At 51.3% G+C, this 26,869-nt stretch carries 21 protein-coding genes; 12 read left to right on the forward strand and 9 right to left on the reverse strand.

The features are described from left to right. The first annotated feature begins 209 nt into the window (after positions 1 to 209). The 7 genes from AC55FS_RS00220 to AC55FS_RS00250 all read left to right on the forward strand — a co-directional run bounded on the left by AC55FS_RS00220 (position 210) and on the right by AC55FS_RS00250 (position 9,482). Complete coding sequence (locus tag AC55FS_RS00220; protein ID WP_496934050.1) at positions 210 to 1,292, forward strand: polyamine ABC transporter substrate-binding protein; 1,083 nt, start codon at positions 210 to 212, stop codon at positions 1,290 to 1,292. A gap of 211 nt (positions 1,293 to 1,503) precedes the next feature. Beyond that, positions 1,504 to 2,610, forward strand: coding sequence for a polyamine ABC transporter substrate-binding protein (locus tag AC55FS_RS00225; protein WP_496934051.1), 1,107 nt, complete (start codon positions 1,504 to 1,506; stop codon positions 2,608 to 2,610). A gap of 49 nt (positions 2,611 to 2,659) precedes the next feature. Beyond that, entirely contained in the window at positions 2,660 to 3,796 is a 1,137-nt protein-coding gene (locus AC55FS_RS00230; RefSeq protein WP_496934052.1) for an ABC transporter ATP-binding protein, read from the forward strand. Continuing rightward, a complete protein-coding gene (locus AC55FS_RS00235; RefSeq protein WP_496934053.1) occupies positions 3,793 to 4,701 on the forward strand; it encodes an ABC transporter permease subunit in 909 nt (302 codons plus the stop codon). Before AC55FS_RS00230 ends, AC55FS_RS00235 begins: the two co-directional genes overlap by 4 nt. Continuing rightward, positions 4,701 to 5,507 (forward strand): ABC transporter permease subunit, encoded by an 807-nt coding sequence (locus AC55FS_RS00240; protein ID WP_496934054.1) that lies wholly within the window; start codon positions 4,701 to 4,703, stop codon positions 5,505 to 5,507. The genes AC55FS_RS00235 and AC55FS_RS00240 overlap by 1 nt, the downstream gene beginning before the upstream one ends. 50 nt (positions 5,508 to 5,557) lie before the next feature. After that, the gene (glnE, locus tag AC55FS_RS00245; protein ID WP_496934055.1) at positions 5,558 to 8,503 is read left to right on the forward strand and encodes a bifunctional [glutamate--ammonia ligase]-adenylyl-L-tyrosine phosphorylase/[glutamate--ammonia-ligase] adenylyltransferase; all 2,946 of its coding nucleotides are present in this window, start codon (positions 5,558 to 5,560) and stop codon (positions 8,501 to 8,503) included. Between the two features lie 49 nt (positions 8,504 to 8,552). Continuing rightward, positions 8,553 to 9,482, forward strand: coding sequence for a branched-chain amino acid transaminase (locus tag AC55FS_RS00250; RefSeq protein WP_496934056.1), 930 nt, complete (start codon positions 8,553 to 8,555; stop codon positions 9,480 to 9,482). A gap of 63 nt (positions 9,483 to 9,545) precedes the next feature. Here AC55FS_RS00250 and AC55FS_RS00255 read toward each other — a convergent pair whose 3' ends face one another. Beyond that, entirely contained in the window at positions 9,546 to 9,968 is a 423-nt protein-coding gene (locus AC55FS_RS00255; RefSeq protein ID WP_496934057.1) for a type 2 periplasmic-binding domain-containing protein, read from the reverse strand. A 15-nt stretch (positions 9,969 to 9,983) separates the two neighbouring features. Then, the gene (locus AC55FS_RS00260) at positions 9,984 to 11,177 is read right to left on the reverse strand and encodes a hypothetical protein (protein WP_496934058.1); all 1,194 of its coding nucleotides are present in this window, start codon (positions 11,175 to 11,177) and stop codon (positions 9,984 to 9,986) included. Between the two features lie 208 nt (positions 11,178 to 11,385). Here AC55FS_RS00260 and AC55FS_RS00265 point away from each other — a divergent pair, with 208 nt between their 5' ends. From AC55FS_RS00265 to AC55FS_RS00275, 3 genes are all read left to right on the forward strand, one after another. Next, complete coding sequence (locus AC55FS_RS00265) at positions 11,386 to 12,150, forward strand: substrate-binding periplasmic protein (protein ID WP_496934059.1); 765 nt, start codon at positions 11,386 to 11,388, stop codon at positions 12,148 to 12,150. Positions 12,151 to 12,168: 18 nt separating this feature from the next. Next, positions 12,169 to 12,915, forward strand: coding sequence for a substrate-binding periplasmic protein (locus tag AC55FS_RS00270; protein ID WP_496934060.1), 747 nt, complete (start codon positions 12,169 to 12,171; stop codon positions 12,913 to 12,915). A 92-nt stretch (positions 12,916 to 13,007) separates the two neighbouring features. Beyond that, entirely contained in the window at positions 13,008 to 13,751 is a 744-nt protein-coding gene (locus tag AC55FS_RS00275) for a substrate-binding periplasmic protein (RefSeq protein ID WP_496934061.1), read from the forward strand. Between the two features lie 9 nt (positions 13,752 to 13,760). Here the strand turns inward: AC55FS_RS00275 and AC55FS_RS00280 are convergent, their stop codons facing one another. The 6 genes from AC55FS_RS00280 to AC55FS_RS00305 form a co-directional block, all read right to left on the reverse strand. Continuing rightward, the gene (locus AC55FS_RS00280; RefSeq protein ID WP_496934062.1) at positions 13,761 to 15,074 is read right to left on the reverse strand and encodes a sensor histidine kinase; all 1,314 of its coding nucleotides are present in this window, start codon (positions 15,072 to 15,074) and stop codon (positions 13,761 to 13,763) included. Next, positions 15,071 to 15,748 (reverse strand): response regulator transcription factor, encoded by a 678-nt coding sequence (locus tag AC55FS_RS00285; RefSeq protein WP_496934063.1) that lies wholly within the window; start codon positions 15,746 to 15,748, stop codon positions 15,071 to 15,073. Before AC55FS_RS00285 ends, AC55FS_RS00280 begins: the two co-directional genes overlap by 4 nt. Then, positions 15,726 to 18,866 (reverse strand): efflux RND transporter permease subunit, encoded by a 3,141-nt coding sequence (locus AC55FS_RS00290; protein ID WP_496934064.1) that lies wholly within the window; start codon positions 18,864 to 18,866, stop codon positions 15,726 to 15,728. The genes AC55FS_RS00285 and AC55FS_RS00290 overlap by 23 nt, the downstream gene beginning before the upstream one ends. Further along, positions 18,850 to 20,028 (reverse strand): efflux RND transporter periplasmic adaptor subunit, encoded by a 1,179-nt coding sequence (locus AC55FS_RS00295; RefSeq protein WP_496934065.1) that lies wholly within the window; start codon positions 20,026 to 20,028, stop codon positions 18,850 to 18,852. The genes AC55FS_RS00290 and AC55FS_RS00295 overlap by 17 nt, the downstream gene beginning before the upstream one ends. Next, positions 20,028 to 21,368 carry a TolC family protein gene (locus AC55FS_RS00300; protein ID WP_496934066.1) on the reverse strand — a complete coding sequence of 447 codons (1,341 nt, stop codon included), beginning with the start codon at positions 21,366 to 21,368 and terminating at the stop codon, positions 20,028 to 20,030. The genes AC55FS_RS00295 and AC55FS_RS00300 overlap by 1 nt, the downstream gene beginning before the upstream one ends. Before the next feature lie 232 nt (positions 21,369 to 21,600). Then, positions 21,601 to 23,835, reverse strand: a complete 2,235-nt coding sequence (locus tag AC55FS_RS00305) for a cytochrome c peroxidase (RefSeq protein WP_496934067.1) — start codon at positions 23,833 to 23,835, stop codon at positions 21,601 to 21,603. Positions 23,836 to 24,126: 291 nt separating this feature from the next. On the opposite strand from AC55FS_RS00305, the gene AC55FS_RS00310 reads away from it, so the two are divergent. Next, complete coding sequence (locus tag AC55FS_RS00310) at positions 24,127 to 24,762, forward strand: dioxygenase family protein (RefSeq protein ID WP_496934068.1); 636 nt, start codon at positions 24,127 to 24,129, stop codon at positions 24,760 to 24,762. Between the two features lie 176 nt (positions 24,763 to 24,938). On the opposite strand, the gene AC55FS_RS00315 is transcribed toward AC55FS_RS00310, so the two are convergent. Next, complete coding sequence (locus tag AC55FS_RS00315; protein WP_496934069.1) at positions 24,939 to 25,688, reverse strand: hypothetical protein; 750 nt, start codon at positions 25,686 to 25,688, stop codon at positions 24,939 to 24,941. 381 nt (positions 25,689 to 26,069) lie between these two features. Between AC55FS_RS00315 and AC55FS_RS00320 the strand changes: the two genes are divergently transcribed. After that, a complete protein-coding gene (locus AC55FS_RS00320; RefSeq protein WP_496934070.1) occupies positions 26,070 to 26,855 on the forward strand; it encodes a class II glutamine amidotransferase in 786 nt (261 codons plus the stop codon). Positions 26,856 to 26,869: the final 14 nt, after the last annotated feature.

Genomic DNA, 26,869 nt, shown 5'->3' on the forward strand with positions numbered 1-26,869 from the left:
AAGCACTGCGCCAAGCAGATAGAAGCCGACACCTGAGCGAGCCGGTGGCAGCGACTGAATTAGGTTACTGGCCAGTGCTGCATGCGTTTAGACCATTTGTGCGCAGGTATTAGATATTGGATGACAAATGACCAGTTAGGCTTTATCGTGCGCGGCTTTTCCAGGGCCACAAACCCATACCACTCACCCACTGCTGGAGACTCAGCCGCATGAAAAAACTGCTGACCGCTCTAACTGCCTGCCTTGGCCTCAGTGCTCAGGCCGAACAAAGCCTGCATATCTATAACTGGTCGGATTACATCGCCGAAGACACGATTGCCAATTTCGAACAAGAAACCGGTATTCGTGTAACCTACGACGTGTACGATGCCAATGAAGTGTTAGAAGCAAAAATGCTGGCTGGCAGCAGTGGCTATGATTTGATTTTCCCAACGGCACGGCCATTTGCCGACCGCTTGCTGCGCGCCAAGTTATTGCAGCCGTTGCAGCTCGACAAGCTCGATCAGCGCAGCAACCTGGACCCTGTAATCCTCAAGTCGCTGAGCAAGATCGATCCAAACAACCAGCATTTGATCCCATATATGTGGGGCAGCAGCGGCATTGCCTATAACGTTGATAAGGTCACCGCCATTCTCGGCGACGATATGCCACTCGATACCTGGCGACTGGTGTTTGACCCTGAGATCACTGCACAGTTAAAAGACTGTGGCATTGCGCTAATGGATGATCCGATTGAAGTCTTTATGGCTGCCCGTGCCTATCAAGGTGCTGCCACCGACGACTTTAGCCGCAACGCCATTAATTCTGTCGCTGACAGCATCGCGGCAGTGCGTTCAGATATTCGTTATTTCCACAGTTCGCAAACCATTAACGACATGGCTAATGGCGATATCTGTGTTGCCCACGGCTATTCTGGCGACATGCTGCAAGCACAAGACAGAGCCGACGAAGCCGACAATGGCGTGCAAATTCAGTATGTCGTGCCGCAAGAGGGTGCTGTGGTATGGACCGATGTGGTTGCCATTCCAGCCGACGCCCCCAATGTCGACGCCGCCCATCAGTTCCTCAATTATCTGATGCGCCCGAGCGTGATTGCCGATATCACCAACTACGTGGCCTACGCCAATGCCAATGAGGCCGCCACGCCTATGCTGGAAGAAGATATTCGTAACAATCCTGGCATCTATCCGCCCAAGGCGACCCGTGAAAAGCTGCTGGTGCTAACGCCACCTAACGAGCGTGAGTTGCGCAATATCAATCGCATGTGGACCCGCGCCAAAACCAGCCATTAACTCTGCGCCGGCACCGCCGGCTCTATCGTTAACACTGATCGTTACGATCAAATCTATTCGCTGTATTTTGCCGCACTATTTGGCAATAGTGCGCGCCGTAGCGGGCGAGGCCTACACCAGACCCAACGCAGTGCTCAACCCACTGCGCTACTTCAATAGCCAGGCGGCCTAACGTCTGGCGTTGTTTTAGATGTTGGCTGTGGAGCCCATTATGCAACTACGCACCTTACTGACCGCCGCTGCCCTGTTGTTGTGTGGCAGCTTTACTGTGGCTGCCAAAGAAGCCCAGCAAACCCTGCGCATTTATAACTGGTCCGATTACATTGCCGAAGATACCTTGGCCAATTTCCAACAACAAACTGGCATCCGGGTGATCTACGATCTGTACGATTCCAATGAAATGCTGGAAGCCAAAATGCTGGCAGGTCGCAGTGGTTATGATCTGGTATTTCCCAGTGCCCGGCCGTTTGCCGAACGCCTGTTAAAAGCAAAGCTGTACCAGCCGCTCGATAAGCAAGTGCTCACCGGCTGGCAGCATCTCGATCCGGAAATTCTGCGATCACTGCAGGATATGGACCCTGACAATCAGTTTTTGCTGCCCTATATGTGGGGCACTACCGGTTTGGCCTACAACCACAATAAGGTAGCGGCCATTCTTGGTAACGACATGCCAACCGACAGCTGGCAACTGGTATTTAACCCCGACATTGCCAAGCGACTGGCCAGCTGCGGTATTGCTCTGATGGACGACGCATTAGAAGTACTGGTCGCGGCGCAAGCCTATCAGGGACGCAAAGCGGCAGACTACAGCGCCACCGCCATTACCGAAGCCGCTGCCACAGTCACCGCCATACGGCCGTACGTGCGATATTTCCATAATTCCCAGACCATCAGTGACCTGGCTAATGGTGATATTTGTGTTGCCCACGGTTATTCCGGCGATATGTTGCAGGCACAGAGTCGCGCCCAAGAAGCCGGTCAAGAGGTTGATATTCGTTACATAGTGCCGCAAGAAGGCGCGGTGGTGTGGACGGACGTGGCGGCCATTCCAGTTGATGCGCCCAATCCAGAGGCTGCACAGCGGTTTCTCAACTACCTGCTGCAGCCTGAGGTAATTGCTGACATCAGCAACTTTGTGCAGTACGCCAATGCAAATTTAGCCGCAACGACTTTACTGGATGAACAAATCCGGCATCATCGCGGCATTTATCCGCCCGAGTCGACCCGCCAGCGTTTGCTGGTGCTACCACTCCCCGATGATCGCCAGGCACGGCTAATGTCGCGCACCTGGACACGCATCAAAAGCGGCAAACAATAATCCAACGCCCCGTTCGCGGGGCGACAGCATAGAGGAGAACTGTGTCAGCATGGCACCGACATCCCCCAACCCGGCCGACAATCATTGGACGGCCAGCGATGAAGAACCCATCGTCCGTATTGAGGGCGTCACCAAGACCTTTGGCTCCACCTACGCGGTGGATGATGTCAGTCTGACCATCCAGCGTGGCGAGTTTTTCTCGCTGCTGGGCTCTTCTGGCTGTGGCAAAACCACCCTGCTGCGGATGTTGGGTGGCTTTGAAGCCCCTGACAGTGGCCGCATTTATATCGACGGCCAGGATGTCACCGATCTGCCGCCCTATCTGCGCCCGGTCAATATGATGTTTCAGAACTATGCGCTGTTTCCGCATATGACAGTGGCGCAGAACATTGCTTATGGCCTGAAGCAGGACCGTATGCCCAAACCCGTGATTGCCGAGCGTGTGCTTGAGGTCATGGCATTGGTGCAAATTAGCCAGCTGGCCGAGCGTAAGCCACAACAGCTATCGGGCGGCCAGCGTCAGCGTGTCGCCCTTGCCCGGGCGTTAGCCAAACACCCGAAAATCCTACTGCTGGACGAACCTCTGGGCGCACTGGACAAAAAACTGCGTGAGCAAACCCAGTTTGAGTTGGTCAATATTCAGGAGCGCCTCGGCATTACCTTTGTGGTCGTCACCCACGACCAGGAAGAAGCCATGACCATGTCATCGCGCATCGCCCTGATGCACGACGGTCGCATCGAACAGATGGATACGCCGCGGCGTATGTATGAATTTCCGGCCACCCGCTATGCCGCTAATTTTATTGGCCTGGTTAACCTGTTTAATGGCCATGTCATTGAGCATGAAGACGATTTGGTCACCCTGCACAGCGAAGAAGCCGGTTGTGATATTCAGGTGCATCATAGCCAGCCATTATCAAACGGCATGGAAGTGACGGTGGCCGTGCGCCCAGAAAAGATTCGAGTGTACGAGCAGCACCGTGATCTGCCCAACCGTATTCATGGCACCATTGAAGAAATCGCGTACCTCGGTGACGTGTCGATTTATCACGTTAAGTTGGCCAGCGGTAAAACCATTCAGTTCACTCAATCCAATGTTCAGGCTCTGGCTGAGCAACCGCTGACGTGGGGCCAGGATGTTGCCCTCAGCTGGAATGCCGATAGCTGCGGAGTGCTCACGCAATGAAGACCCTGCACGAGCGCTTGGGACTGCAACAGCAAAAGCTGGTGATGGCAGTGCCCTGGATGTGGCTGGCGGTATTTTTTATGCTGCCGTTTTTGTTTGTCCTAAAAATCTCCCTGTCCGAGCCCATGCTGGCTCAGCCTCCTTACGCCGATCTAATTCGCAGCGTTGAAGATGGACTGGTCACTATTCAGATTAACCTCGGTAACTATGGTTTGCTGTGGCAAGACCCTTTGTACCGTGAAGCCTTGTGGGGCTCGATGGAAGTAGCGCTGATTTCGACCTTCTTGTGTTTATTGATTGGTTACCCCATGGCTTATGGCATCGCCCAGGCACCGTCGCATTGGCGTTTGCCACTCTTGATGCTGATCATACTGCCGTTTTGGACGTCGTTTTTGATTCGGGTATACGCCTGGATTGGCATCTTAAAAAACAACGGCTTGCTCAATCAGTTATTAATGGGGCTGGGCATCATCGATCAGCCGTTAGCCATTTTGCATACCAGTACCGCTGTATACATTGGTGTGGTGTACAGCTATTTGCCATTTTTGGTGCTGCCGCTGTATGCCACCTTGATCCGCCTCGATAACACCTTGCTGGAAGCCGCCGCCGATTTGGGTGCAAGACCCTGGCGCCAGTTCATTAGCATTACCTTGCCGCAATCATTACCGGGAGTATTGGCCGGCTCGATGCTGGTCTTTATTCCGGTGATGGGTGAGTTCGTGATTCCAGACCTGCTGGGTGGACCCGATACTCTTATGATCGGCAAGCTAATGTGGACCGAGTTCTTTGCTAACAAAGACTGGCCAGTAGCGTCATCTCTAGCATCTGTGTTGCTGTTGGTATTGGTCGTGCCCTTTGTGCTTATGCGACATTACGAGCAGCGCCTGGCAGAGGAGCAAAGCTGATGTTGAAAAAGCATCCGTTATTGGTGCTGGCGCTGATAGCTGGCTACGTTTTTCTGTACACGCCGATTATCAGCCTGGTGGTGTATTCCTTTAATGACAGTCGTCTGGTCACAGTGTGGGGCGGCTTTAGTACACGCTGGTACGGCGAGCTGATGAATAATGAGCCGCTGTTAGAAGCGGCCTGGATGAGCATTAAAATTGCCGCTCTAAACGCCAGTCTGGCAGTGATATTGGGCACACTGGCGGCGCTAGCGCTGGTGCGCATGCGAAAACAGCGCGGCCACAAAAGTCTTGACGTCATGGTCACCGCGCCGCTGGTGATGCCAGAAATTATGATCGGGCTGTCGCTGCTGCTGCTATTTGTCGCAATGGAAGACCTGCTGGGTTGGCCCCAAGGTCGCGGCATGCTGACCATTTTGTTGGCCCACGTCACCTTTTCCATGGCCTATGTCACCGTCATTGTGCAAAGCCGTTTAGCCCATATGGATCGGTCGTTAGAAGAAGCAGCATTGGATTTAGGTGCACGGCCATTAACGGTATTTTTTACCATTACACTGCCGTTAATCGCGCCGGCATTAGGGGCTGGCTGGCTATTGGCCTTTACCCTGTCGATGGACGATCTGGTTATCGCCAGTTTTGTCTCAGGGCCAGGCTCAACGACCTTGCCAATGGTGGTCTATTCCAGTGTACGTTTGGGGGTCAGTCCACAAATCAATGCCTTAGCCACCATCATCATTGCGGTTGTGGCTCTGGCGGTACTGATTACCGGTATCAGCCTGTATCGCAAGGAGATGCGTCAGGCTTGATCCAAGGCCTGCACTAAATCGCAGAACTGGTTACAGTAGCAGCTACTGATATGACTTCGGAGCTGCTGTTTATGCTGCCACCCGCGCTGTACTCGCATTGGCAACACCTGGATCAACAACTTACCGAACGCTGGCGCCGCCAGCAGGCTGACTGGTCGGCTTGCTGGCAAGGGCTAAGCCAACAGCGTCAGCAGCAATGTCAGCAGGTGCTCTGTCTCAGTGATTACGCCTTTGAAGTCATCGCCAAAGACCCTGACTATTGGCAGCCGGTGCTGCAAGGCGATGAACTGCAACCCGCCCTGACACGACAACACTTTGCCCACTGGCTCGATGAGCTAGCCGCTAACGCCAGCAGCGAAGACGATTGGCAGCGCGCCTTGCGACAGTTACGCCAACGCGCCCTGGTCCATATCATTTGGCGCGACTTATTACGCAGCGCCAGTACCTTGCAAACCACCCGTGCACTATCACAGCTGGCCGATGAGTGTGTCTGTCGCAGCCTGAATTTTTTAACCCCAATACTCCAGCAACGCTACGGCGCCCCCATTGGCAAGCACAGTGGTGAAGAACAGACATTGCTGGTGTTGGGCATGGGCAAACTGGGTGCTTACGAACTTAATCTCAGCTCAGATATCGACTTAATTTTTACCTATCCCGAGTCTGGCGACAGCCAAGGCCCTAAGGTCATCAGCAATCAGGAATATTTTATTAAACTGGGGCAAAAGCTCATACAGGCGTTAGATACCGTCACCACCGATGGTTTTGTCTTTCGCACCGATATGCGTTTACGCCCCTATGGTCAAAGCGGCCCTCTGGTAATGAACTTCGCCTCGATGGAAGCCTATTACCAACAGCAAGGCCGCGACTGGGAGCGCTACGCCATGGTCAAGGCGCGGGTGATGACGGGTGAAGATAACCCAGCCGCGCAAGAGCTGCTGAGCATTCTTAGGCCCTTTACCTATCGCCAATACGTTGATTTCAGCGCCTTTGATTCATTGCGCTCGATGAAAGCCATGATTAATGCCGAAGTGCGCCGCCGCGGTTTGCAGCTGAACGTCAAGCTTGGCCCGGGCGGTATTCGCGAAGTGGAATTTATCGTACAGGCGTTTCAGCTGATTCGCGGCGGCCAAGACAGCGATTTACAAACCCGCGAGCTGTGCAAAGTGCTCGATATTCTCGCCGCCGATGGTTATTTGCCTGCCAATGCCTGTAGCGAGCTAAAACAGGCCTATTTGTTTTTACGCGATGTTGAGCACGCGATTCAGGCGCGCCACGATGAGCAAACCCAGCAACTGCCCGACAACGAATTTGATCAGCAACGCCTAGCCATCGCCATGGGCTTTGACGACTGGACAAGCTTTTTAGCTCAGCTGCAACAGCATCGCGACATCGTCAGCCTGCACTTTTCCCATATCGTTGCCAGCGATGACGACGATGAACACACACAAGATTTGGATCATGCATGGCATGACTTATGGCTGGGTGAACTGCATGGTCAGCAAGAGCTGGATTTCCTGGACCAGTTCCCCTGTGCACGGTCAGAAGAAGTGCAGCAATGCTTAACTCGCTTTCGCCAATCCCGGGCGGTACTCAATATGCAGGAGATTGGCCGCCAACGTCTGGATGCGTTAATGCCAAAGCTGCTGGCCATGCTGTGGCAAGGGCAACAGCCAGTCACCACCTTGGAGCGAATCATTCCTCTATTAGAAGCGGTGTTGCGGCGTACCGCCTATCTGGTGCTATTGAACGAAAACCCACAAGCGCTGGAGCAACTGGTGCGCTTGTGCGGCGCTTCTAGTTGGGTCGCTGAGTACATAGCGACGACACCATTATTGCTCGATGAGTTACTGGTGCCCGACACCCTTTATCGCCTTCCCGATAAAGCCGAACTGGCAGAAGAGCTGCACTTGCGTCTGCTGCGCCTCGATGCCGATGATCTTGAGCAGCAAATGGAGCAGCTGCGCCAATTCTTGCGAGCTCACAAACTCAGGGCTGCCGCCTGCGAAGTGATGGAAGCCTTGCCACTGATGCAAATCAGTGACTACCTGACCTGGCTGGCTGAAGTCATTATTGAAAAAGTCATGTATCTGGCGTTTGAGCAAATGGTGGCTAAATATGGCTATCCCACCAATGCCGACAAAGAGCCCGTTACTGAGCCTGAGTTTGCCGTGATTGGTTATGGCAAGGTCGGTGGTTTGGAGCTGAGCTACAGCTCTGATTTGGACTTAGTGTTTTTGCACAACAGCGCCAGCAATCGCTACACCAATGGTCAGCGTAGCCAAGACAATGGCGTGTTTTATACCCGCATGGGCCAACGCATTATTCACATCATGACCACGCAAACACGCTCCGGTGACCTATATGAAGTGGACATGCGTCTTAGACCTTCGGGTAATTCAGGCATGATAGTGACCTCCATGGCCGCCTTCAGTGAATACCAGCAAAAACATGCTTGGACTTGGGAGCACCAAGCATTGGTACGGGCCCGAGTGTTATGCGGCAGTGAGACCGCCAGCACTGAGTTTCAGCAGGTTCGCGCGACCACCCTGGCGGCCCCCAGGGATTTACCTGATCTGCGTCAGCAAGTCAGGGAGATGCGTGAGAAAATGCGCGAAAATCTTGGCTCTAATTCGTCTAATGGCCAACAATTCCATCTGAAACAGGATGCAGGGGGTATTGTTGACATCGAGTTTCTGGTTCAATACGGGGTTCTGGCCTGGTCCTGCCAACACCCGCAGTTGCTGCAAGTAACAGATAATATGCGGTTGTTGGATGCGTTCGCAGCCACGGGTTTGATGGATTCACAAGATCAGACGACCCTGCAGGAAATCTACCTGTCCTACCGAGCCGAAACTCACCGGCGAGCACTGCAAAAACAAAAGTTGCTGCTGGATCATGAGCGCGTTCAGGCCTTAGGCTTTGAACAGCGTCGCCAGCAGGTTATGCGGTTTTGGAACCGCTGGTTAGAGACTGACCATAACGAGTCTGGAACTTAATAATTCGGCGCAGCCTTAATGGCCGCCAACAGTGTACAAAGAGGTCGATATGCTACCTTCCATGGCAGACCGCGACGGTCTGATCTGGTTAGACGGAGAGTTGGTTGATTGGCGTGATGCCAAGGTCCATGTACTGACTCACACCCTGCATTACGGTATGGGCGTTTTTGAAGGTGTGCGGGCGTATGAGACCGACCAGGGTGCGGCGATTTTCCGTTTACAAGAACACACCGACCGCCTGTTCCGTTCTGCCCACATTCTCGGCATTGACATGCCGTATACCAAAGATGAAATAAACGAGGCACAACGTGCTGCCGTGCGAGAGAACAATCTCGACAGCGCCTATATTCGCCCCATGGTGTTTTACGGCAGCGAAGGCATGGGCCTGCGTGCCGATAATTTAAAAGTGCACGTCATGGTGGCGGCGTGGGAATGGCCAGCCTACATGGGCGAAGATGCCAAGACCCAAGGCATCCGCATTCGTACGTCGTCTTACACGCGTCATCACGTTAACATCACCATGTGTAAAGCCAAGGCGAATGGCAACTACATTAATTCTATGCTGGCATTGCGTGAAGCCATTGATAGCGGCTGTGAAGAAGCGTTGCTGTTGGATAATGAAGGCTATGTCGCCGAAGGTTCAGGTGAAAACATTTTTGTTATTCGCGATGGTGTAATTTACACCCCTGAGCTGACCTCGTGCCTTGATGGTATTACCCGTAAAACCATTATGGAGTTTGCCGATAACCTTGGTTATCCGGTCAGAGAAAAACGCATTACCCGCGATGAAGTCTATATTGCCGATGAAGCTTTCTTTACCGGCACCGCAGCAGAAGTACTGCCGATCCAATCATTGGATCGACGTATTATTGGTGAAGGTCGCCGCGGCCCGATCACAGAGCAACTGCAAAGCCAATATTTTGATCAGGTCACTGGCAAACGCGATTACAAACCAGAGTGGCAAACCTTGGTGAAATAACATCGTGACTGGCTAAACAAAAAACCCCGCACAGCGGGGTTTTTTTATTGCCCGCCATTATTATTAGGGCAAGGTTAAAATCACCTTAACACTGTCATCTACTTCACTGGCATCGATATAGCCAATGGCAGCGCTATCTTTGGCCACCGCGGCTTTCATATCGGCACCTGATGCCATGGTCGCCGGCATAGGAGCTTTACCGGTAAAGACCATACGAGCCCAGTAGGCATTAAATTGCTTTGGTGATTTATCCAGTAATTTTTTAACAAATTCCTGGTGCGAAGCGACACTGCCATCGAGTTGAATGGGAGTAACCTTATCGCCACTGGGATAAAACAGATCTTTACCCAAGAATATTCGCGTTAAAGTAGACTCGTCCAAAGCCTGGCTATTACTCGGGTGGGCAATCACAACGACTTCTGAGTTGGCATTAGCCACGCCAATCAGAGAAGCCAGACAAGTTAAGAAAATCAAACGTGATTTCATCTGCACTCCTCCTGCTCAGAACAAGGTTGAAATTGAAACACTGATCAACTTGCCATCCAGCCGCGGCCGAATGGGTGATTCCAGCTCTTCATCATAATCCACCTTACTGAAGTCGAGCTTTAATGCGGTGGTGTAATGGAAATCGTAACGCACACCGACAGTGAGCCGGGTATAGTCTTCATTGGTTGAATTAATGATGGTTGTTAGTTGTGGCTTCAATGGGTCTGAATCATCCATTAAATCCAAGATTTCAGTTCGTGGACTGGTATCAAAAATCTCATAGGTGATATGTGGCTGGAAGTCGCCCAAGGTATAAGCAAATGACAAATATTGACCCACCGGATCGGTAAAAATGCTGTCATCCATTTCCGTCGAGGTGTATTCATACAGCACCAACAAATCATCTAACTCAGCCTTAAGTGCAACACCTAAATAAGAACTGTCTTCTTCTTCTGGAATTATGGCCGCTGCCACTTCATCTGACACAGTTGGAGCAGCAGGAGCATTGGGATCGGCTGGCGGAGCTCCCGGAGGTGCAGCACCATCCGATGGCAACAACGCCAACACGTCAGGCGCAAACACCGGCGGAATGGTAGTTTTTGACTTAAAGTAAGAGAAACGCGCGCTAAAGCTAGAATAAGCCAAATTTAGCGAACCACCGGCCATGTAAGGTAACTCAACTGGTCCAGCGGGCGATTCTTCTTGTAAGGTGCCGTAAAAAACATTAATGCGAGAGTCTAATGCACCCCAGCGATTTTTATAGCTAACGTTGGCACCTTCCATATTATTAAACAGCGGAATATAAACACTTTCTGGTGGTTTAACCCAGTGGTAGGTGTATCCCACATCTAACGTTTCACTGTATTCGTAAAATGGGGTGCGAAACTTACCCGCTTTTACCGTCCACTGATTGTTAAGGTGGTATGACAGATAGGCCCATTCAATGCGGCTATCATAATTATTCATGCCGCGTGAGGTAATCTGCGTAGTAAACGACAAATTGTCATCCAGACTTTTTTGAAACTGAATGCCAACCAGGCTGTCTGGTTTAAAGGAGATATTGTCGTCATACATACCGTACGGTACGTCTTCATCGCCACTGGTGCCCGCCGTAATATTGGCAAAACCACTGATGCGAATGTCGTTGGCCACACTCGGGGCACTTAACAGTACCAGCCACGCCATGGCAGATAACAAAGAAACTCTCATTCAGGCTCTCCTGATCAGTTTGCTTTCTGGAAGTAGGTATAGCGTAGTTATCGCCTATTTCTAGGCGCAACATACGAAAGCGCGCATATTCCCACAAAGATATATTGGAATCTGTTTGGATGGCGTGAGGCCTTGTAAGCGATTGGCAACAGCATGTAATCACACACTGACCGGGCAAGCTGTCTACGCTTAGGAGGATGCCCACCGGATGCTGATGCCAATGGCTGCTTTTCAACTGCTCGCTGTTAAAAAGCTGACTTCACTTGCTGCTGTACTGCTGTGCTTGGCTCCAGGATTGGCGGCAGAGCCGGTATCTTTGGCGTCGGTAGAACTGCCGCCCTATGCCAGTGAACAGCTGCCCGGCCAAGGGGTGACCAGCAGCATAGTGCGCGCGGCCCTTGGCAGTCAGGGAGTGGATGTCGATATCCGTTTTTACCCATGGCGCCGTGCCATTGCTTTAGCCAAACACAAAGCCGGTATGAAGGTTGGATTCTTTCCGGCTTATCAGTGTGATGAAGGCTTTATCACCTCGGTTGAGCTCGGTCTAAGTGTCACAGGCTTTGCTCAACGCACCGACAATCCCATCGAGTGGCAGCAGCTATCAGATTTAAAACAGTATCGACTCGGACTGGTATCGGGTTATGTCAATTCCGCCGAGTTCGACCGTATGGTGGCCACCGGTTTACTGGAAACGGAACCCGCCAACTACGACAAAAATAACATTCAAAAACTGTTGGCAGGTCGGGTTGACGCCATTGTTGTCGATCGCTTTTTGTTGGAATACTTGTTTTCCTTTGACCCAGATTTCATCGGTAAGCGCAGTGAGGTGCAGTTCAACAGCAAGATACTGAACCAGCGCAGCTTATACGTGTGTTTCGACGATTCCCAGCAAGGCCGATGGCTGGCTGAAAAGTTGGCCACTGGCCTGGAAGTTATCGACCTTCAGGCTATTGTTGAACAGTACATTCGCTAACCACAAAGGACTCATCGAATGAAGCACATTGCACTGTTCATCTTGATGCTATTGGCCTCCAGCTTGGTTTGGAGCCAAGGCCCCAGCAGCATTCGCCTGACCAATGGCGAGTGGCCTCCGTATCTATCGAAAGACTTGCCCAATAATGGCCCTTCATCTCAGGTGGTCGCCGAAGCCTTTAAGCTGCAGGGCATTGATGTCGAATGGGGTTGGTATCCCTGGCAGCGGTCTTATACCCTGGCGGAAGAAGGCAAGTTTGATGGCAGTGTTATCTGGTCTGAAAACGCCAAACGGCAGGCGGCCTTTAAATACACCGAGCCGGTACTAGAAGAAAGGCGGGTGCTGTTCCATTTAAAAGGTCGCAGCATTGACTGGAATACCATGGCAGACCTGGGCAAATACAAGATTGGCGGCACCATTGGCTACGAATATTCACAAGAATTCCAAGATGCTGAAAAATCAGGTGCAATCAATGTCGATCGTATCCCAGAAGAAGGCAACAACTTCAAAAAACTAATCGCCAAACGTATTGATTTATTTGTAGCAACAGAGCGAGTGGGTTATTCACTCGCTAAGAAAGTACTGAATGCTGACCAAGTCGGTCAGATCACCCACGCAGACAAACCCATTGACGTGCAGCGTTGGAGTGTGATTATTTCTAATAACAGCCCCAATCAAGCGTACTTCGTTGAGCAGTTCAATCTCGGTCTGAAAAAGCTGAAAGATTCCGGGCGTTATGACGAAATAATGAAACAAGTGAACTAGACTATAACAATGCTGGCTAGGCCTGTTAATGCATTAAGACTGACCAGCATTGATATGCTCTTTTATCTCCAATCCTGTACTGAGTAACGGCCATGATTCGATGGCTAATATTGCTTCTCTGGTTATTGCCCCCCTTATGCTGGTCGCAACAACCATCGCTTATTCGCCTGACCAATGGTGAATGGCCGCCATACCTTTCCCAGCAACTTCCCCATGGCGGCCCCTCGTCGCAGGTGGTGGAAGAAGCCTTTAAATTGCAAGGCATAGACGTTGAGTGGCACTGGTTTCCCTGGCAGCGCTCCTACAATTTGGCCAAATCCGGCGAGTTCGATGGCAGCGTAATCTGGTCTGATAACGAAGAAAGGCGACGTGCCTTTGTTTACAGTGACCCTGTGCTAACCGAACGGCGTCTACTGTTCCATTTAAAAGGATTAAACACCGACTGGGAGCAAATAGAAGATCTTAAAGACTATTTTTTTGGTGGCACGATTGGCTACCAATATTCTCAGGAGTTTCAGGATGCCGAGGCTGCAGGCATCATTCGAGTCGATCGCACTAAAGAGGAGTGGCATAACCTAAAGCTATTGTTAGAAAAACGCATAGACATTTTCATTGCCACCGAAAAAGTCGGCCACGCCCTTATTAAAAAATGGCTAAACAGAGAGCAAGCTGAACGAATTACCTATTCAAAAAAACCACTCGACACACAACAATGGAGTGTTTTGATATCCAATAAAAGTCCACACCAAGACTATTATGTTAAGCAGTTTAACCAAGGATTAAAAAAGCTAAAAGACAGCGGTCAATATCAAAACATCATGCAATCGGTAAAATAACCCTAGCCTTCATTCACTAGCCGAATTTTTTTGCTCGACACCAACATCCCGTTGTTCTAACTGCAACTCCGTTCGATAACAATCATCAGTTTGACTGACATGATAATGCCAGTGCATTTTTTCACACAACTGTCTCACCAATTCAATTCCCAAACCATAACCCGTGCTACTGTGATCATCGACAGCAAGCTCACCGGTATTTTCAATCAGCACCACAAGCCCTTGTTGCTGTATGCGAATATTGCCCTGCCAGGTGTGCTGAATGGCGTTGCGAATCAGGTTGCTGACGGCAATACGCACTGCGGTTAATGGCAAATCATACTGGCCCGGCTGCGTCTGAACGCTCAGTTCGATGGGTTTATTATGCAGCAGGTATTCTAACTCCCCACACCAGTAGCGAATTTCATCAGCCAACTCGATATTGCTATGGGGCAATTGCTCTGCATGCGTTCGGCCCAGCCACAATAGCGTCTCAGTCAGATCTTTCATGGTGCGACTGGCGCGATCAATGCGCTGTAGGGCAGTTTCTGCACTGCGCTGCTGTTCTAATAAACGCAACGCCAATACGATATTTGAGCGCACTACACTAATGGGCGTGCGCAGCTCATGGCTGGCGTGATGTAAAAAACGCTGCTCTCGCTCAACACTTTGCTGCACCGTGATTAAACTGCTTCGAATCAGCTCGGCCAGGGTGTTTAGCTCGGGGTAATAAAAATCCGGAACGGGCTTGTCCAGTTGCTCAGGGGTTAAACCATCGGTCCATTGCTGTAGCCGTGATAACGGATTAAAGACTCCACGAATCACGACCATAATGCCCAGACCAACAGCACACATCAGAGCAATGGCCATAGCGAATAGTAGCGTGCGATTTTGCTGATGATTTTCAATCACCCGCGCTGATTCGTGTGGGCTATCAAAGATCAAGCTGGCGTACACAGGAGAGCCGTCTTGTAGTTGCTCACGCAGCAAAAACACCATACGCGCAGGTGGCTCGTCGGCACGGACGTCACCAGCCCGTGCTTTCAGTAATTGACCCACCTGCAGCGGTGGCTGTGGCCACAATTGCCGCACAGACTCTGGCATATCCGACCACTGAAAGGCGATGGACAAACGCTGTGGCAGCTGTTCGTCAGCGGCATCGGTGGGCACACTCTTCTTTGCCGTGCTGGCCACCTGAATATGCTGCTCTAACGTCAGCAGGGTGGCACTGTCGAGACCACGCATAAAATAATAAGCCGATAACCACGAATACGCGGCCATTAGCGCCAAACTCAAACAGATAAAAGCCAATACCAATAACCAGCGCAGGCTAAGTCGCTTCACTCACTGTCCTCCAGCTGCAGCGCAAAACCTGCTCCAGCAATATGGAAAATACAACTGGGTTCGCCGCCTTGCTCTAATATTTTGCGCAACTTATGGATGTGTACTTTAAGACTGTTGCTGTCGGGTGGGTTTTCTCCCCACACCGTCGCGATCAGTTTTTCTCGCGACACCGGGCTGGGCGAAGCACGCAGTAAACACTCCAGTAACCGCCAGCCCGTAGGTGACAAGTTCAAAATGCGCTCACCACGCTGAGCTCTGTGCTCATCCAGCCACATCTGAATATCACCCCGCCAGATTCGCCGCGCCTGACCACTGCGCCGCCGCGCCTGCACCCGAATACGTGCCAGCAACTCTTCAACTTCAAACGGCTTCACCAGGTAATCGTCGCTACCGGCCTCGAAGCCCTGCAGCTTATCGTCCAGAGCATCGCGTGCTGTGAGCATCAACACGGGTATGTCCTGGCCTTGCTCACGCGCCTGGCGACAAACCGACAAGCCATCCAGCTTGGGCAGATTCAAATCCAACACCAACACATCGTATTGCTGTTGCTGTAACAGTTGCAGTCCCGCCAGACCATTACTGGCGTGATCACAGGCCATATTTTCCAGCTGCATCACGTCCATTAAGGTCGCGGCCAGATCCAGATCGTCTTCAACCAGTAATACGTTCAGCATCTGCTGGCTCCTGTCGACGGCGCTGCCATGCCAGGCTGATGTCGTGCTGCACCCACAGCAAGGTCGGCACCAGCAGCAATGTAATCAGTGTGGCAAAGATAATGCCGTAAGCCAGAGAGACCGCAGCCGGGATCAGGAACTGCGCCTGAAACGAGGTTTCAGCCAGCAACGGCAACAAGCCAGCAAAGGTGGTTAATGACGTCAGCAACACCGCCCGCAAGCGACTGCTGCAAGCCGTGATCAGTGCTTCTTGCCAGTCATGATGATGCTGGCGCAGCTCATTAAATCGCGACACCAATAACAAGCTGTCATTCACTACAACGCCCGTTAGGGCAATAATGCCGTTGAACGACAATATTCCCAGAGCAATGTCGTTAAACCAGTGGCCAAGAATTGCTCCCAAAATGCCAAATGGAATGGCCGTCATAATAATCAAAGGCTGCCAGTACGACTTTAATGGCACCGCCAGCAAGCCATAAATAATCAGCAAAGCGGCGACAAACAAGCTCAGCATTGACGACTGAGTTTCATCTTGCTGCTCGGCTTCACCAGCAAAGCGCAGCTCAACTAGCGGATAGCGTTTGGCAAATTCCGGCAGCAGTTGCTGCTTTAGCTGCATAACGATCTCCATTGAGGAGCGCTGGCTTTTATCAACATCGGCCGACACGGTAAAGGCCCGTTTGCCGTCCAAGCGGGTAATATTGGCGCGGCTATAGCTCATTTTTAATTCCGCCACAGACGACAACGCCACCGCCGCCCCCGATGGCAATCGCACCTTGGCATTGAGCACATCCAACAGGTTCTGACGTTCACTGCTGGGGTAGCGCACCGTTACTTCCACTTCGTCGGTATCACGCTGAAAACGCTGCACCACACGACCATCAAAGCCCTGCAATAGCTGCTGCGCTAGGCTTTCATTGCTCAGACCCAGGGCTTTGCCATGAGCATTGAGTTCGACCTGTACACTCGGTTGACCGGCCGCGAAGGTATCTTCCACGCCGCTCACGGCCTGCATCGAGCTGATTTCGTCGCGTAGAGCCTGGGTTGCCTGCTGCAGCTGCTCGTCATCGCTACTCAACAACTCCACTTCCAGATCCGACACCAACCGCGAGTGGCTTTGCACGGCCAGGGTTTTCACCCCTTCCGGCAGACCAACGCCTTGTTGCCACTGTCGTCGCAGGTCATCCAGGCTGTAGCGCGCTGAGTCGTTCAGCTCCACCGTTACCGAGCCGCTGCGGTTCCCTGAGGTCAGCAACTGCAGGCTACCGATGCCACTCTCGGCATCTCCTTGTAACTGCTGATCGGCACGGATAACGGCCTGCTCCAGCTGTAACAACGCCTGGTGAGTCAGACCGTGGCTGGCATCATCTTCCAAGGTGATATAAGCACTGACGGTATCGCCGGGTAACGCCGGAAAGAAGCTCAGACGCACGGCCCCCGTAATCGGCATAGAAGCAATCAGCAAAAAGATAATCAGCGCCCATAACAAAGACACATATCTGTGCTGCAGCGCCCAACGCAAGGCCGGTTGATAAGCGTGTTGAATAAACCACTGCAAGCCATCATCGACGCCCTGCTGGATACGTCGCCAACGGCCTTTAATGGAACCATCTGCCGGCATTGATCGGGTATTCAGATGGGTTAAGTGAGTCGGCAAGATTAACTTGGACTCGACCATAGACAGCAGCAGGCAAACTGCGACAACGGTAGCAAACTGCGCGTAGATTTGTCCCAACGGGCCAGAGGTCAGTGACAATGCATAAAACGCCGCCACTGTGGTCAGCACACCAAACATGGTCGGAATTGCCACCCGTTGCGTGCCAATAATGGTATTGCCGACGTTGTCTCCATGGCTGCGGCGGGTTGTATAAATACTCTCCCCCACCACCACGGCGTCATCCACCACTATGCCCAGGGCCATGATAAAACCGAAGGTGGTGAACTCGTTGAGCGATAAACCGAGAAAGTTATCGCCCATAAAATACAGGGTGCCAAAGAAGGTAAAGGGCAGCCCCATGGCCACCCAAAACGCCACTGAGGTATTTAAAAACAGCGCCAGCAATACAAACACCAACAGGATGCCGGTTAAGGCGTTGTCTGCTAATAACTCCAGCCGATCATTAATAAAGGTACTGCGATCGTACCAGGTACTGAGCTCAACATTGTCTGGCAGACGGCCAGACTGACGCCAGCCCTCGACGATCTCTTTGGCCGCATCAACACTGCGACTGATGTCGGTATTGCCTTTGCTCACCACTTCCAGCGCGATGCTCGACTGGCCGTTATAGCGCGACAAGCTCGCTTCTGAGCTGCTGTAAGCATCGCGCACATCGGCCACATCACCCAGGCGGATGGCCACACCATTGGCCAAATGCCGCAGCGGCAGCTGGGCAAAATCCCGTGCCTCATAGGCCTGACTGACATTACCCAGCTGCAGGTAAAAATCACTTTGGTTGATCAGCGCCTGGCCGCTGCTGTTGGAGCCTTGACTGATGGCCGTTTCAATATCATCAAAACTCAGCCCATAGGCCTGCAGTTTGGCTTCACTGACGGCGACATCAATCACAGGGTCGCGCCAACCGTACAGATCCACGCCACTAATATCCGTTGCCGCTAATAAGTCGCTGCGCAAGTCGGAGGCCAGACTTTGCAAGGTGTCGCGACCGGCATCACCACTGAGCTGAATCCACAAAGCATGATCGGAGCGCTGCACCTTTTCCATCACCGGCGTTTTCGCCTCAACAGGAAAACTATAAATAGCGTTGACCTTATCGCGCACGCGGCTGAACAAATCATCCAGATCGGTCTGGCTGGTTTTCTCCACCGTCACCGTGACCGAACTGTCGCTGGATTCGCTGCTGATCGATTTTATGCCAGTGACATCCTGCAGCTGCTGTTCAATCTTAATGGCAACACCTTCTTCCCCTTGTCGCGCCGAGCCGCTGTCGTACTGAACTTCGATTTTCAATGAATCGGCTTCAAGGCCAGGAAACGCCTCACGCCGCAACTGGCCCGCCTGGAACAGGCCAAGCAGCAACACCAGTAGCAGCAATAAGTTTGCCGCTACGGGGTTGCGTACAAACCAGGCGATCACACCGCTATCAGTGCTGGCTGACATCGGCCACCTCCTGCTGTTCAACGGCGATCACTGCCATCGTCGGCTGATAACTGGTCAGCGGATGACGCACAATTGCAACGGCGCTATGGGTTAACGCCTCAGGCGGCTGAACATACACAGCGTCATCATCACGACCGATGATATCCGCCGCTAATTTGACCAAATGCTGCTGGCCATCGACGTACCAAATATGTCCCGATGCCGTTAGCACCGACGGTGGTAAACGCCAGACTTGGGGCTGGGTATTACCCTCCAGCTGGGCACTGACAAAAGTGCCGGGATACAAGGCAGGCTGTTGCTGCAACGGCTGCTCCACTTGCAACGTAATGGCACGCTGACGCTGTTCACTGTCAATGTGCTGATCCACCTGAGCCACCCGAGCCTTCCAGCGCTGGCCAGTTTCGATATCCTCAACCCAGGCTTGCCAATCGCCACTCAGCAGCTGCTCGCGACTGGGCAACTGCTGCCATTGCAGCAGCGATAGCGGCACACGAATATAGAGCGAATCACTGCTTAACAACTCACCACTGTGACTACCAGCCGTTAGGTAATCGCCCACGGCAACGCTACGCTCAGTGATGATGGCATCAAATGGGGCGCGAATAACGCTGTTGTGTTGCTGTTGCAGCGCTTGTTGTAAATCCGCTTCGGCTTGCTGCAAACGCGCTTTGGCAGCCTGCAATTGCGGCCCACGCAACACCAACTCGGATTCCGGCTCACCTTGCTGACTGGCATACCATTCTTGTTTTGCCTGCTGACTGGAACGTTGCTCTTCTAGCCAGGCGACCTTGGCATCGGCCAGCTCACGCTGGGCACTGGCGACCTGCGCGGCAAAAGCTGCCGATTCCAGCATCACTAAAGGTGTTCCTGCCGCGACCCATTGGCCCGCTTCGAAGGTTTCGCTGACACGTTCGACGCGCCCTGAGACAGCGCTGGTCAACGCCTGCTGATAACGACTGGTGGCGCTGCCGTAGCCTTGCACCATGATCTTGTGCGCTTGCGCTTCGACCATCATCACGCTGACTTGTGGGCGCGCATCCTGCTCGGCAGGACGATCAGCAGGCTGCTGCGCAGGTGCCAGTTGCACGGCGATCAGTCCGATGGTCACGGCCAGACACAACAGCGCCACGACCAAAGGGCGTAAAGAAAGAAGAGTGCTCATTATGAAACCCCTAGGCCCAAAGCCAGGCCAAGTGTGATGCGATTACTTAAATGCTGATAAATAGCGGTATTGAGCTGTAGCTCGAGATCAAAGGCTTGCTGCTGGGTATTGAGCAGATCGAGAATCGATACTAAGCCGTTGCGATATTTGTATTGATATTGCGCCACCGTGCGCTGGGCACTGGCCAGCGCTTGCTGCAATTGCTGTTGCTGGCGCAGCAGGCTGCGCTCACTTTCGACCGCGTTGTCGACTTCCTGCACCGCCGTCAGCAGTGTGGATTGATAAGCCGCATACAATTCACCCGCTTTGGCTTCGGCGCTGTCGGCTTTGGCCTGGCGTTGGCCGGCATTTAATATCGGCGCCACCAGCTGACCGAGCAACGACCACACCGGATCGCTAAGGCCAAAGTTGCCATCTTGGCCCGTCAGTGCTGCTTCTAGGCTGAGACTGGGCAATAGGTCTTTGTAGGCCACATCAACGTCACTTTCAGCGGCGGCAATAGCGGCATAAGCAGCACGGAGATCCGGGCGTTGCGCCAGGGTTTGCTGCGCCATCTGCGTCAGCACCAGGCCAACTTGTGGAAACGTATCTGGGCTGGCCAGTTCACCGCTGGACGCTCCTAACAGGCGTCGCAAACGATACTGTTGTTGCTTCAACTCAGTTTTATACTGTGCCAACCGCGCCTGACTCTGGGCCAGCTCAGTAGCGACATTATCCAGGTCTTCCAACTCTCCCAGGCCACGACGATAGCGCTGGCGCACAAAGCTTTCATTTTGCTGCAACAGCGCCTGGCGCTGTTGTTCCAACATCCACTGTTTTTGTGCATGCACTATCGCCAGCCAGGCATCCATCACATCGGCTGCCAAGCTGGCACGCCCAGCATCCAGCAGCGCTTGCTGTTGCAGGGCTCTTTGCTCAGCAGCTTCGGCCTGATCGGCCAGCTGCATCCAGATATCCAACTGCCAACTGACCCGTAACGAGGCCGCAGCACTGTCGACCTGCTCACCGGCTTTGTGCTGGCGCTGCAACTGGGCTTCAACTTCTGGCAGTCGTTCGCCCTGACGCTGAGACACACTGGCCAGGGACTGCTGCCATTGCCAATACAGCTGCTGGATGTCTGGGTTTGCATTGAGCGCCTGCTGTACCGCTTGCTGCAATAACGGATCGGTCATTAAGTCAGTCAGTTGCTGTTCAGGCTCAGCAGCTTGTTCAACGGGCAAATCGGGCATGTGCAGGGTCAAGTCCTGGCGATAATCGCCATCGCTGTGCAAAGCGCAGCTGCACAGCAATAAAGCGCTTAGCAGCCCTCCTGGCAAACGTAAAACGGTTGGCAATGTCATGGATGAGTCCAAGGCAATCAGATCGGCCGCGCAGGCTAGCTAAACCCTGGTTATCAATGGGTTAAAAACACGGCCAACAGCGTCGGCCTGCCACAATGACAGTTGATCTTGCCTTGTGATCACTCTGCTGAAGGTAAAATGCCCAAACAGAGACAAGCTCTGCCTGGGCATTGACGGCGGAAATCAGGCTGGCAACACTCCCTAAGCCACCTGAGCGGGCCAAGTACAATATTTATTGCGCGGTGCTGAGATTCACCTGCAAGGTCACACCCTCGTGCTCAAATCCGTCCAACAGTACATAGAACCAACCTGGCATAGGTGCATCGATACGCAGATACTCCTGGTTGCCCTCTTGAGCGGAGCGAAAGGCATAGTGGTTGCTGGTCGGCCACCATGGGGCGGCATAAATATCCACATCTCCTTCACCGTGTCGAGTGCGTATTTCCAAGCGGCTATTGGGCTGTTTAACGTGAATGTAGAAATGTCCGCTGCCTGGTTTAACGCACACCGGCTGGCCAGACTGTAACTCTCCAAAACCGATAGCATCTTGCAGCTCACAACTATCGACCATTGGCAGAGGTACCTCACCAGGCTCACGCAACGCGCTTTCCATCCCTAGCGCTACGCTGACACCGTCGTATCCCTCAGGATGCCCGACCGTCACATAATGGCGCCCCTTATTCAGGGTTAACGACAGTACTTGTTCGGTACCCTCTCCGGTTGAAACAGCAAACGCATTGTCTGGGGTTGCCCAGGTATCCGGATGGAAATACAAACGCGTTTCGCCACTACCATCTCGGCTACTGAGATATACCAAGGTATTGTCTTCAGGGACATTAAAACTGAGGAAGTGCCACTGCCCGGAAATACATTCACCCTGATCAGGTTTTAAACTATCGCCAGAGAATAAGGTATCCCCGTCATGACAATTAGACGGTAAATACAAAGGCACACCTTGATAGTTTTTTGCATTCAGCAGCAGGCCATCGGGATCGCCGTCTTGTCGTTGCGGCAGCCAAGCTTTAAGACACTCAGCGCTTTTGACGCAAGGGTCTGTTAGCGCTTTCATAAAGTTCACTAGGTCATCTATATCTTGCTGCTCTAATAACAGCGGTTGCAGTACCGGTGCTCCGTCTGCGATTTCCCAGTCGATTATGACAGCAGCAGGTTCGGTATTGGCTTCAGCATCGGGGAATAAGTCTTCACAGTTTTCCATCGAGGCAAACTGTGGCTGGCTGCACCAGCCCTTTTCATCAAAATATTGCTTAATAAATGGGCGATAATCATTGTAGTGATGCATGACCTGCTCCAGCGTATCGTAATTGCCGGCGTGACCAAAGGGCCCTGTCACTTCGATATTGAGTAACGTCCCCGAACGGAAACTATAAATATCTGCTTCATCACCGTTGCGATGCATGCGCCCTAGGTCATTGGTTTCTGCACCTGGGGAGCCAGTACCCGGGCCAATTTGCGGAAATGCCAGGCGGTGATAATTAGACTCTTTGGTTTGAGTAAAGGTATCCGTATTATGACACCCAATACACTGAGTCGGCAAAAAGTCCGGCTCTGTTCCACCATCAGAAGGAGGCGGTGGCATAAAGAGATATAAATAAGCTCCACGTTTTTGCGACTCCGTTAATGCATCTTTATCGCCACGAATATAGCTATACCAAGGATTATCAATAAACACCATGGATTGCTGATAAGCTGCGATCGCGCGGGTGATATTGGCAAAAGTCACTACCTCATCGGCTTTATCAGCCTTGCCATAAACGGCTTCAAAATAAGGTAACCATTGGTTGCGGAACAGTTCACCTTGGCCAGCGCCATAGTCACCAATACGCGCTGCTAAATGAGCACGTACCGCATCATTGGATTCATCCGCCATAAAATCAAAGCCACGCATTTCCGAAGCTGTCACTACAGGGAAACGCGCTTGCGCCGACAGTAGGGTATCACCAGCATTAGGGTCGGCTTCGCCAAAGGGAACGTCGGGAGTGCTAATGCCTTTTTCAGGTGCATGCCAGTCAACAAATTCAACTCTGGCATCGCGGAACAAGCTGCGTCGGTAAGCCCATGCATTAAAAATGGTAGGCACATTTCTTGGAACATAAAGCTGCCCTGTGGTGGTTTTCCGCCCGGGTCCTAGCACATTTTCATCTTCAGCTAAGGCACCGACTGGCAATGAAAGGCCATCACCACCGCCTAAATAAGGGTGATGACAACTAGCGCAGGCTACATCTTTATTTCCGCTTAAGGATTTGGAGAAAAATAGCAGCTTGCCGAGACGGGCTTCGGGATCGTCAATAGCCGGTAAGTCTTGCCCAGCTAATGGATCGCCAGTCAAACCATGTTGTTCTATCAACTGCGACAGGGCGCCATCTAAATCATCAGGTATGGGAATAGGTGATGCCTGTGCCTGTGACAGCCACAGACCGGCTAGCAAAACAGAAGTTAACTTGCGCATACTGGCTTTCCTTCTTCTCCAGAACAGCCGTCACTTAAGTGACTGGGACACTTCGCCATTGATACTGCGCAAACGAAGCTCATGAACTGAAAAATGTAGGAAGCCAAGGGTTAACACCGGGTTAACTTCAATATTCACTAATGCTATCTACTGACTGGCTTTGTCCTGATTGTTCAATAGTCCACATTCAACAACAAAACCAAGATAAACAAAAATCAAACTGTTGAAATAAAAATATTATTGTGCGCAGTATTAAAAGGTTAATTTAAGACACCCAACCAGGAAATTAATATGCCAAAAATAGACCGGAGAAAATTTCTCTTAGCCACACCTGCTGCCGCCATCAGCGCACATGCAATGGCAGGAATTGTTGCCACTACCCCATCACAAATCGAGGGGCCCTTCTACCCTGACAAACTACCACTAGACCAAGACAATGACTTGGTATACGAGGATAGATTTGGAATTAAAACCAAGGGCGAAGTCCTGCACTTACACGGTGCAGTATTTAATGAAGCATCAGAGCCAGAACCATCCGTTGTGGTTGAAATATGGCAAGCAGATGCCAATGGCGTTTATATCCATACCGAAACACCCAACAGCGAAGATAGGGATCCTTATTTCCAAGGATTTGGCAAGTGCACTACGGATATTAATGCTCGTTTTATGTTCCGCACCGTCATGCCTGGACTGTACGAAGGAAGAACACAACATATTCACTTAAAGATTAAAAAAGGCCTGAATGAAGTCCTAGTAACTCAAATTTACTTCGCCGCACACGACCGTAACGACGACGATGGTGTATTTAACATGCTATCTGAAGCTGAAAAAGAGAGGCTAACACTTTACCCAGTGCCATTCGATACTCCTTATGGCAAGGCGTATGAGGCCCACCTCCCAGTCGTAATACCTGTTTCAGAAGTCTAGCGCTATGATATTGGAAACAGAACCGTGATTGGATGATTAAAATCTGATAGAAATCAGAGAAATCCCTGGAATAATCGACAGAAACACACCGATTAATTTAAAAAAAGAACGGATATAAAGCAATAAAAATAACGGCCAATCACTAGATGGCCGTTACTCCTATAGCCTAAAAAAGACTATAGATAAGCTTTTGCTTCGTATTTGACTTTTATCGTGCAATCACCCCTACCTTCTTGCGCAAAGACATCACTTTCACCTTCAGCTAGAAGAGTGCCATCAGCCTCATTATAGTCGTAAAAAACATCGATAGACTGTTCATCACTTTCAAATGAAACAACCAGTTTATCTGTCAAAACTCCATCACCTGACAAGGACAAATTTTGTCTAAACCCAGACGTGTCTATTTGGTAGTTATCAGACATATTGATAATATACTGAACAATAGAATCATATTTGGAGTCATCCATGCCAGCCGAACATATTTTCTCAATAACTCTATGCCCTGAAAACAGTTTCTCCCCTGAAGTCATAGCCAACAAATCCCGACTAGGCTCTCGCAACGAGAAGTCAACTTTTGAAGAACCAGAGGACACCAGTCTCAAACGCACATTTTGCAAAGCATCTGCAGGAAGATAAACCCACTGCGAGTCTGCAGCTCCCTCAGACCTCCAATCCGGCACGTCATTGGACTGATTTTCTAAGCCATATGCATACAATGCTGTTTCGGAAGAACTAGAGTCAATTTTAGCCAAAGCCGAACGTCCAGGTTCAGGTTGATATGACATATCAAGTGAATCAGATTTAAGGCTTACACTATGAGAATCACCTAAAATTATAGAATCACCATCCTGCAACGATCCTCCAGAGCCACCGCCACAAGCGGCCAATGTCAATCCTACTGTAGCTATTATTATATTATTCTTCACTATTTAATCCCTTAGTTTTTAATTATTAGCACCATTGATATGAACTCAATAATGGCTCTAGCATGACTATTCTAAATGTGATTCCATTTGAATACTGAGTAGTCACGTACTAGCAATGATACCTACCAGGGGCTATCAACAGAATACTTTTTAACGACATTTTTACCCCTTCATTACAATCCGGAACTAACATTCGACGCTCCCTTTGGCTGGAAAAATCCGTTAACATCGTCTTCTAAATACTGCTTATACTGAGTCGCAGATGAGCGATAGAGCCATACTGAATTATTCATCATCAAAGCTTGATCAGTGCAATGGAGGCTGCGGTCAAAGCCGAGCAATCACCTATTGATAGTTTTTTTACGAACGATGATCTATTAAATGTGCGAACTACTAGGCATGAGTGCCAACACTCCAACCGATTTATGTTTTAGCTTTACCGGCCTAACACGCCGGGGAGGAGAAACGGGCCCTCACAAAGACGGCTGGGGCGTCGCTTTTTATGAAGGCAAAGGCGTGCGCTGTTTTCATGATCCACAACCAAGCGCGTCTTCTCCCATCGCCGAGCTGGTACAGCGCCACCCCATCAAGAGCAACACGGCTATTTGCCATATCAGACAAGCCAACGTGGGCAGCATTCAGCTGGCCAACACCCACCCCTTTGTACGCGAGCTGTGGGGACGCCATTGGGTGTTTGCACATAATGGTCAGCTGCAGGAATTCCATCGTCGGACTGGAATGTATGAGCCCGTCGGTGACACTGACAGTGAAAACATCTTCTGTGACCTAATGAATCAAGTACGCCAGAGTTTGCCTCGCGACGCCATGCCACAACAGCTGGCCAAGACATTAGTAACGCTTGCCGACGGCTATCGCCAACAAGGAGTGTTTAACTGCTTGCTCAGCAACGGCGACTGGCTGTTCAGTTATTGCAGCACCAAGATGGCCTGCATCACCCGCCGTGCCCCATTTGGCCCAGCACACTTGTGTGACGCCGAGGTGAACATTGATTTTGCAGCAGAAACTACGCCCAAAGACATCGTTAGTATCATTGCCACCGAACCATTAACAGACGACGAGCAATGGACTCTATTCCAACCCGGTGACTGGAAATTATGGCAGTTCGGAGAGGTACTCGCCGAAGGTAACAGTCTTTCGGGTCATTGATACCCAGCGTTATA

This window comes from Bacterioplanes sp. CLAM21 (genome assembly GCF_059641015.1).